Origin of the sequence: Peribacillus simplex, from assembly GCF_001542915.1 — a bacterium.
Classification (GTDB): Bacteria; Bacillota; Bacilli; order Bacillales; family DSM-1321; genus Peribacillus; species Peribacillus simplex_B.
In genome coordinates, this window is record NZ_LNNH01000034.1 from 212 (window position 1) to 7,962 (window position 7,751).

Annotated in this window: 10 protein-coding genes, 1 tRNA gene, 1 rRNA gene and 1 other RNA gene (1 of these 13 cut by a window edge); 4 read left to right on the plus strand and 9 right to left on the minus strand. The window is 43.2% G+C overall.

Features of this window, described 5'->3' with window-relative positions; all coding sequences use genetic code 11:
• From AS888_RS17170 to tadA, 8 genes are all read right to left on the minus strand, one after another.
• Positions 1-70: ribosomal RNA gene (locus tag AS888_RS17170) — 16S ribosomal RNA — on the minus strand (its annotated part extends 211 nt beyond the left edge of the window); the annotation flags it as partial.
• 195 nt (positions 71-265) lie between these two features.
• On the minus strand, positions 266-529 hold the full coding sequence (locus AS888_RS17175; RefSeq protein WP_061143380.1) for a pro-sigmaK processing inhibitor BofA family protein: 264 nt from the start codon (positions 527-529) through the stop codon (positions 266-268).
• A 110-nt stretch (positions 530-639) separates the two neighbouring features.
• A complete protein-coding gene (locus AS888_RS17180) occupies positions 640-858 on the minus strand; it encodes a YaaL family protein (protein ID WP_061143381.1) in 219 nt (72 codons plus the stop codon).
• A gap of 20 nt (positions 859-878) precedes the next feature.
• Positions 879-1,475 carry a recombination mediator RecR gene (gene recR, locus AS888_RS17185; RefSeq protein WP_034316264.1) on the minus strand — a complete coding sequence of 199 codons (597 nt, stop codon included), beginning with the start codon at positions 1,473-1,475 and terminating at the stop codon, positions 879-881.
• Between the two features lie 60 nt (positions 1,476-1,535).
• Entirely contained in the window at positions 1,536-1,853 is a 318-nt protein-coding gene (locus AS888_RS17190) for a YbaB/EbfC family nucleoid-associated protein (protein ID WP_061143388.1), read from the minus strand.
• A gap of 21 nt (positions 1,854-1,874) precedes the next feature.
• Positions 1,875-3,563: a DNA polymerase III subunit gamma/tau gene (gene dnaX, locus AS888_RS17195; RefSeq protein WP_061143382.1), complete on the minus strand. Its 1,689-nt coding sequence runs from the start codon at positions 3,561-3,563 to the stop codon at positions 1,875-1,877.
• Positions 3,564-3,746: 183 nt separating this feature from the next.
• Positions 3,747-4,011, minus strand: an RNA gene (ffs, locus tag AS888_RS17200) — signal recognition particle sRNA large type.
• A 124-nt stretch (positions 4,012-4,135) separates the two neighbouring features.
• Positions 4,136-4,627, minus strand: coding sequence for a tRNA adenosine(34) deaminase TadA (tadA, locus tag AS888_RS17205; protein ID WP_260320237.1), 492 nt, complete (start codon positions 4,625-4,627; stop codon positions 4,136-4,138).
• A gap of 140 nt (positions 4,628-4,767) precedes the next feature.
• On the opposite strand from tadA, the gene AS888_RS17210 reads away from it, so the two are divergent.
• The 3 genes from AS888_RS17210 to AS888_RS17220 all read left to right on the plus strand — a co-directional run bounded on the left by AS888_RS17210 (position 4,768) and on the right by AS888_RS17220 (position 6,796).
• Complete coding sequence (locus AS888_RS17210; RefSeq protein ID WP_061143384.1) at positions 4,768-5,313, plus strand: cysteine hydrolase family protein; 546 nt, start codon at positions 4,768-4,770, stop codon at positions 5,311-5,313.
• 174 nt (positions 5,314-5,487) lie between these two features.
• Positions 5,488-6,147 carry a deoxynucleoside kinase gene (locus AS888_RS17215; RefSeq protein ID WP_061143385.1) on the plus strand — a complete coding sequence of 220 codons (660 nt, stop codon included), beginning with the start codon at positions 5,488-5,490 and terminating at the stop codon, positions 6,145-6,147.
• Positions 6,125-6,796, plus strand: coding sequence for a deoxynucleoside kinase (locus AS888_RS17220; protein ID WP_061143386.1), 672 nt, complete (start codon positions 6,125-6,127; stop codon positions 6,794-6,796). Before AS888_RS17215 ends, AS888_RS17220 begins: the two co-directional genes overlap by 23 nt.
• A gap of 280 nt (positions 6,797-7,076) precedes the next feature.
• Here the strand turns inward: AS888_RS17220 and AS888_RS17225 are convergent.
• Positions 7,077-7,169, minus strand: a tRNA-Ser gene (locus AS888_RS17225).
• A gap of 396 nt (positions 7,170-7,565) precedes the next feature.
• Here AS888_RS17225 and AS888_RS17230 point away from each other — a divergent pair.
• Positions 7,566-7,751 (plus strand): transposase (locus tag AS888_RS17230; RefSeq protein ID WP_061143387.1); only part of this gene is annotated, 186 nt, incomplete at its 3' end.

Genomic DNA, 7,751 nt, shown 5'->3' on the forward strand with positions numbered 1-7,751 from the left:
ATTGTCGTTACTTCGTAAGCGACTTTATAATCTTATCACCTATCTGATCTATTGTCAATGTTTAATTTATCATTGATTTTCGATCAATAGTTTATGTAAGCCAGTCGTTATTGGCGACTCCTAATATATTATCAGCTTGATTTAATTTCGTCAATGTTTAAATTGAATTTTTTCAAAAAAAACATTAGCTGATAATAACATGGATAAAAACCTCAAGGAAGTTATCCCTGAGGTTTTCATTAAATGGAGCTAAAAACAAAACCATTCAAATGACCCAATACCCAATCGCGGCCAACGCTGCGACTCCTGGAATTCCTAACAGGCCGGCCACTGCGGAGGTAACCGGGTTGATGGGTACATGAATGCCCGCTTGATTTCCGAGTGTATTCAAAAAAAACAAAAAGGCCGCACCGATGATGATCTTGATAATTCCCTGCCCGATGAACCGAACAGGCCTCAAAGGCGCCCCGATGATGAGCAGCATTAAGATAAGGCCGCCGATTACGGCAACAAAGACAACAGGTTCCAATCTCATTCCTCCCCGCAAGCTTGTACTACACTTATATGAAGATAGGTTGGGAATAAGAACTTAAACAAAAAAATGACTATGAAGTGCATTCCTTCATAGCCATCCCCTCATCACCTTTTAATGCGGACATTCCTTCTTTTAACTTCCTTAAATAAATAGAAATATTTCACTTCCGCAAGCCTCGCCTGGGCGATTACTTCCGTGGATGGATCCACGCTTTTTTCAAGCAATGATTTTTGATTATGCCAATTCCATTTCAATTGTTCAAGCTCTTTCATCAATGACTCATTGAATTCATTTCGAAGCCTCTTTTTTTTACGAAAGAACAAGTGAAGTCCTCCCAGCTATCTTATATTTCTCTTCTTCCTTCTATTGCTTTTGATAGCGTCACTTCATCCGCATACTCCAAATCCCCGCCAACAGGGAGACCGTGGGCTATGCGGGTCACTTTGATCCCCGATGGCCGCAGCAGCCGCGATATATACATGGCTGTAGCTTCGCCTTCAATGTTGGGGTTCGTCGCCAAAATGACCTCCAGCACCGTTTCATCTTGCAGGCGCTTCAATAAATCAGGAATATTTATATCTTCCGGACCGATTCCGTCCATCGGTGAAATACTGCCATGCAGTACATGATACAAACCATTGAATTCTCTCATCTTTTCCATGGCTATTACATCTTTTGGGTCTTGAACAACACAAATCAAGCTCCTATCCCTCTTTTGGTCTTCACAGATATAACAGGGATCTTGATCGGTAATGTGGCCGCAGACTGAACAATACATCAGATTCCGCTTAGCGTTGACGAGTGCTTTTGCAAAATCCAAAACAGTATCTTCCTTCATGCTCAACACATGAAAGGCTAAGCGCGCAGCCGTTTTCGGCCCAATCCCCGGCAATTTCATAAAACTATCAATGAGCTTGGAAATTGGTTCTGGATAATGCATCGAATTCCTCCTAAAAATTTCAAAAGAAACTCCCTGAAAGGAAGTTTCTTTTAAACTTGCTTAAAACATGCCTGGAATGTTCATCCCTTTAGTGAATTGTCCCATCGTTTGGTTTGTCAGCTCTTCTGCCTTTTTCAGGGCATCGTTAGTTGCAGCCAGGACTAAATCCTGAAGCATATCGATATCATCTGGATCGACAACTTCCGGCTTGATGATCACGTCGACTATTTCCTTATGGCCAGTCACGATAACCGTTACCATTCCGCCTCCTGCAGTGCCTTCAATCTTTTTTTCACCTAGTTCTTCTTGTGCTTCCGCCATTTTCTTTTGCATCTTTTGCATTTGTTTCATCATGTTTTGCATATTACCGCCACGCATACCCATTTTCCCTACCTCCAATTATTCTTTAATTTCAAGTAAATCATCGCCGACTAATTTTCTAGCCTCCGCGATAAAAGGGTCTTCTTCTTTTGAATCCGTTTCTTCTGGACCGTCAAACTGCTGGGTTGAAATGAAGTCCTCACGCAACCCTTGCCACTGACTCTCCGGAACACCGGCTATCTCCATTCGATGACCGGTCAACTGCTGCATGATCGAGGCGATCACTTCCACGAAACGGTTATTTTCCATTGCCATTTGACAATGAATATCATATTTGAATTTTACCACAAAAGCTTCAGTTGACGCAGCAACAGGTTCCGCCTCAGACAATAAAGCTGCCAATGACTTTTGATTTTGCATGCCTAACTGTTCAAGCAATTCCCCCCACTTGCTTTTGACAGTATTGAGGTCTGACTTTGTAGCCTGTTTCAAAACTTGATTGATCTTGCCGGAAGGCGCTTTATATGCCTTTTTAACGGCCCTTTGCGTTTTCGGCTGTTCTGCAGGTCTATCTGTCACGGCCGCGGGGATGCCGTTTTTCTGCATTTCCTGTACCTTCGACTCCAACTCCTCGATTTTCAGCTGCAATTGCTGAATCTGGCCATTGTCCAATTGATTCGCTCGCTGCTCATTGCATAGCTTGACGAGTGCAACCTCCAGGAAAATCCTTGGATGGTTAGTCCACTTCATATCCTGCTGGGTTTGATTGAAGCTTTCGATAATGGAGTAAATCGTTTCCGAAGCGATCACTTCCGCCAATTCTTTAAATTGGGGATCAATCAATACTCGTTCGAAGGATTCTGCCAGAGCTGGTGCCGTTTGATACAAAAGCATGTCGCGGAAATAATAAATCATGTCTTCTATGAACCTGGCCGGGTCTTTCCCCATCGCCAGCAATTCTTCAAGTACCTCTAGGGCCACTGCCACTTCTTTATCATATATCGCTTTTGCCAGCCGACTTAAAAATGCCTGCGAAACTGAACCTGTGACAGTCAATGCATCTTCCACCGTTACAGTCTCCGAACTGAAGGAAATAGCTTGATCAAGCAGGCTCAGTGCATCCCGCATCCCACCTTCGGCTGCCCTGGCTATGATATGCAAGGCTTGTTCATCACACGAAACGCCCGTTTCCGCAATGATTTGTGACATCCTGCCAACTATATCTTGCGGCTGGATCCTTTTAAAATCAAATCGCTGGCAACGGGAAATGATCGTAAGCGGGATCTTATGCGGCTCGGTCGTCGCCAAAATGAAAATAACGTGCTTTGGAGGTTCTTCCAATGTCTTTAGCAGCGCATTGAAGGCACCTTGTGAAAGCATATGTACCTCATCGATGATATAAACTTTATATGTGACCGCGTTCGGTGCATATTTCACTTTATCACGAATGTCACGGATTTCTTCGACACCATTATTGGATGCTGCATCAATTTCTATCACATCTGATATGGAGCCATCAGTGATTCCGCGGCAGGTAGCACATTCGTTACAGGGCTCGCTTGTCGGGGCATGCTCACAATTCACTGCTTTTGCTAGAATTTTGGCAGCACTCGTTTTCCCTGTTCCTCGTGGACCGGAGAATAAATAGGCGTGCGAAACCTTCTGGGAAAGCAAGGCATTCTGCAATGTTTTCGTCACATGTTCCTGCCCCACTACATCAATGAATTGCTGTGGCCGCCATACCCGGTATAATGCTTGATACCCCACGGAAATCCCTCCTTGTTTTCTCCATCTTTTTTATTATACATTACTGATTTCCTTAATTTCAAAGTCTATATCGAAAATTAATGGAACGCTGATTATTAAAGAAAAGCCAAGTCATGTACTTTCTTTGCGCAAAAAAAAAACCCACTCGCTACGAATGAGTTTTTTGATTATGTAAAATAACTGCCGTGCACCTTCTGTCGATTAGCAACCATAAGCGTTACTTAAGCAGTTAGCTCGGCCCAGGCAACCCTGCGGCACATGAGAACTTCCACTTAATGCTGCTTCCTTCCGGACCTGACATGGTTCATGGAGACCCATTGCGCAGGACCCGGGCGTCAACACCACTTACTTAAGGCAGACCCTACAGAATGCTAACCTCGAGAAGGAATTCAACCTCGCTAGAGCGGATTGCGAGTACAGGGCACCGCTACCTCCCCGTCTAGCACGGCAAATGTGATACCAATTTTCAAGCGTCTTAACGACGCATAATTCATTATACTAAGGTAACAAAAAAAACGCAAGTGTTGTTCATTGAACGGTTAGATCAAATGGAGCGTGCATTATTTCATTCTTCACTCTTTGAGGGCCTTCTCTTTTTTCATGGCCTTCTTGCGATTCCTGAGCTCTTTAAAGAAAGCAGTCAATATCCCGCCGCACTCCTCTGCCAATACACCACTCGTTACCTGACATTGATGATTGAACCGTTCATCTTGGAGCAAATCCATGAATGTACCGGCACAGCCAGCCTTCGGATCATGCGCACCAAAAACGACCCGCCTTATCCTGGACTGCAGAATCGCACCCGCACACATGGGGCATGGTTCAAGGGTCACATATAACGTCGCGTCCTCAAGCCGCCAACTGCCGGCAGCACGGCACGCTTCGTTAATCGCAAGCAGCTCCGCATGCGCCGTTGCATTCTGCTCCGTCTCCCTCAGGTTATGCCCCGTCGAAATGACTTGATCATTTATCACGATTAAGGCGCCGATCGGGACTTCATTCAAACTCTGTGCCTTTTTCGCTTCCTCTAAGGCTAAATTCATGTAATACACATCATCCTTGATAAAAAAACCCCCTCATATTAAGTAGGAGTAAACAGACAAATATAAGACAAAATAAAGGTCATACTACTTATTCTAATGAATAGTAACGCAAGCTGCATATGAGCCGCAAGTAAATGATCACCATACAAGGAGGATATACCATGAAACGACACGAATCAACGTCCTTCGCCTTGCTCATCATTGATATGATCAATGATTTTCAGTTCAAGCACGGTGATATGCTCCTTGAACATACGGAGCTGATCATCGATCCGATCTTAAAGATAAAAAAACGGATGAAAGAAAAAGGCTTCCCGATCATCTATATCAATGATCATTATGATTTATGGCAGGCCGACTTCGATAAAATAATCGACAGGTGCAAAAATGATGGCAATGCCTCTTTGATCGAGAGGATAAAGCCACAGCAGGATGAGTTCTTCCTCATCAAACCGAAACATTCTGCATTTTATGGGACAGCCCTCAATACCCTGCTCAAACGGCTGAAGGTCGAAACCTTGATCATCACGGGGATAGCTGGCAATATCTGCGTGCTTTTTACCGCCAATGATGCCTATATGAGGGAATATCAATTATGGATACCCGAGGATTGCATCGCGTCGGCATCAAAGGAAGATAACAATTATGCCCTAAAGATGATGGACCATGTCCTCAAGGCTTCCATCAGGAAAAGCGGGGATGGATAAGGCAGCAAGTCCGCCTTCCGAAGCTCCCCGTTAAACAATCTTGCATTCTCCTTCATTATCAACCTGACAAAAATATCACTAAAGTCCCGAGTCTGTGATACAATATCTCTTGGCTGAAAAACCTAATAAACTGGGAATTGCAGCTTGATACCTCATTGAAGGAGGACAGATTGGATGAAATCCACCCCATTTATCACAGTCGAAGGTCCAATCGGCGTGGGAAAAACATCACTGGCAAAAATTATTGCAGAACACTTTCACATATCACTATTGAAGGAAATTGTAGATGAAAATCCATTTCTCGGGAAATTCTACGACAACATCGAAGAGTGGAGCTTCCAAACAGAGATGTTTTTTCTATGTAACCGGTATAAACAATTGGAAGATATCGAAAAAAAGTATCTCACTAAAGACCAGGCCGTGGTGGCTGATTACCATATATTCAAGAACTTGATATTTGCTGAGCGAACGTTAAAAAACGAACAGTACAATAAATATCTTGAAATATTCAATATTTTAACCCGCGATATGCCAAGACCTAATATGGTTATTTATTTACATGCAAGTCTGGACACTCTTCTTACCCGAATCGGCAAAAGAGGACGTGAGATCGAAAAGAATATATCGTCCATTTATTTAGAGCAGTTATCGGCGGATTATCAGACCTTCATGGAAAGGTTCGAGAAACAACACCCTGACATTCCTGTTCTAACCTTTAACGGAGATGAACTGGATTTCGTCGGGAACAAGGATGATTTAAAAACGATAATCAGCCAAATAGAGAATGCCCTGCAAAAAGGAGTAAATTCAAATGAACTTACGAAAGAAATATAATATTCCAAACAACGCCGTCATTACGATAGCAGGGACGGTAGGCGTAGGAAAATCGACCATGACCAATGCGTTAGCCGATGCCCTTCAATTCAGGACATCCTTTGAAAAGGTTGATACGAACCCCTACCTGGATAAATTTTACGATGATTTTGATCGTTGGAGTTTCCACCTGCAAATCTATTTCCTCGCTGAACGGTTTAAAGAACAAAAGAAAATCTTTGAATATGGCGGAGGCTTCATCCAAGACCGTTCCATTTATGAAGACACCGGTATATTTGCAAAAATGCACTATGAAAAAGGGACAATGAATGAAGTGGACTACGAAACATACACAAGCCTTTTCAACGCCATGGTTATGACGCCCTACTTCCCACATCCTGATTTACTGATTTATCTTGAAGGGTCACTCGACGATATCCTTGAACGGATCCAGGAACGCGGACGGCCAATGGAGCAGCATACCCCCATTGAATACTGGCAGGAGATGCATGGCCGTTATGAAGAATGGATCGATCAATTCAATGCATGCCCTGTCCTTCGCTTGAATATAAACGAATATGACCTCATGCAGGATGAAGCGAGCATCGAACCACTCATAAAGCGGATTGCCGATTATATGGAGCAAACCAGTTTATTACGAAATAGGTAAACGATAATTGAACGGCACTTCGGAAGCCTTAGATGCAATCTAATCATTCCAAAGTGCCGTTTTTTGTCTGCCGAGAGGAGGGAGTAAAAAGACATAAAGCCTTTGCCAAACACAGACCTTTCAAGCATGCCTGAAGTGCCGGCTGCATTTGAAGCACACGCGATAGAGCATTTCCTAAAAAGGGCGGGCAAATAATATAGCAGAAAACAAAAATCCCGTTACATTTCTGTAACGGGATTCATCGATATCCAATTTATGCGCTGTGGTTATTAATAAGTTATGGAGGAGGTAGAGGGATTCGAACCCCCGCGGGATTTGACTCCCCTGTCGGTTTTCAAGACCGATCCCTTCAGCCGAACTTGGGTATACCTCCGTATCAACATTTATTATAATACATCGATTTAAAATCAAAGTCAAGCACTCTTGAACGTTTTTTTGAAATAATTTTAATACGCATATAAAAAGGAAAATCAGCCTCTTTTCTAAGGAGGCTGATTCAGACTGTAGACAAACTCGATGAAAATCGAGTTTGTCTATTTTTATGGCCTGTACAATTTAGACGTTGATTTCCACTCCAGGCACTCGCTTTCCGCGGGCGGTCGGGGAGCCTCCTCGGCTTTGCCTGCGGGGTCTCCCCTAGACGCGCTTTTCCCGCAGGAGTCTCGTACCTTCCGTTCCAATCAACTTTGTCTTACCTTTTAGATAGAACACTTTTGACTGGAGTCATTTTTGTTTTAAAATTGAAGTATTAAAACTTGAGGTGATGAGGATGCTTTCTAAACATGATTCTATTCAGCGAGATCAACTTGAAATGATTACTTTAGATCCACTGGTGCCACCGAACCATTTGGTTCTTAAAATGGAGGCTGCCATTGACTTCACTTTCATTTATGACTTGGTGAAAGATATGTACTCAGAGGTAGGACGCCCAAGTATTGATCCAGTTATTTTAGTT

Excerpts from the sequence above, each read along its gene's own strand:
- AS888_RS17215 (WP_061143385.1), top strand. The coding sequence starts at position 5,488 with ATGAAATCCACCCCATTTATCACAGTCGAAGGTCCAATCGGCGTGGGA.
- AS888_RS17210 (WP_061143384.1), top strand. The coding sequence starts at position 4,768 with ATGAAACGACACGAATCAACGTCCTTCGCCTTGCTCATCATTGATATG.
- AS888_RS17190 (WP_061143388.1), bottom strand. The coding sequence starts at position 1,853 with ATGCGTGGCGGTAATATGCAAAACATGATGAAACAAATGCAAAAGATG.
- recR (WP_034316264.1), bottom strand. The coding sequence starts at position 1,475 with ATGCATTATCCAGAACCAATTTCCAAGCTCATTGATAGTTTTATGAAA.
- AS888_RS17220 (WP_061143386.1), top strand. The coding sequence starts at position 6,125 with ATGAACTTACGAAAGAAATATAATATTCCAAACAACGCCGTCATTACG.